General features: G+C 71.2%; 1 pseudogene. It reads right to left on the bottom strand.

Annotated features, from left to right (window positions below):
- Positions 1-337: pseudogene (locus DEF28_RS26990) on the bottom strand (hypothetical protein); the annotation flags it as partial.

Here is a 337-nt window from a genome sequence, read left to right as displayed (position 1 = left end):
CTTGTCGCACACGACCGCACACGGCCCCGGAGCGCACCGCTGGACGTGGAGCAGGTGCAGGGCCTGCTTGCGTTCGTCCAGCTCCTTGGGATGGGCCAGAGAGAACGCGGTGACGGCCCCCTCGGCAGTGGTGATGAGCATGAGCTTGGCGCCCCAGTAGAAGGCGTGGTGGGACTTGCCCCTCCCATAGCCGGCGATCTCGCCCAGGCCCGAGCGGTTCACCGTGGCGTGGGAGGCTGCGCAGCGCAGCGGGGTGCCGTCCATCAGCCGCAGCTTCTCGTGCCAGGTGGGGATCGCCCGGGCCAGCCACTGCGCGGCCGCGAAGAGCACCGGGCCC

The sequence above is a fragment of the Marinitenerispora sediminis genome (assembly GCF_003336425.1).
GTDB lineage: Bacteria > Actinomycetota > Actinomycetes > Streptosporangiales > Streptosporangiaceae > Marinitenerispora > Marinitenerispora sediminis.
Note: the sequence above shows the minus strand (reverse complement) of the source record. Positions and strands in the feature narration are given on the sequence as shown.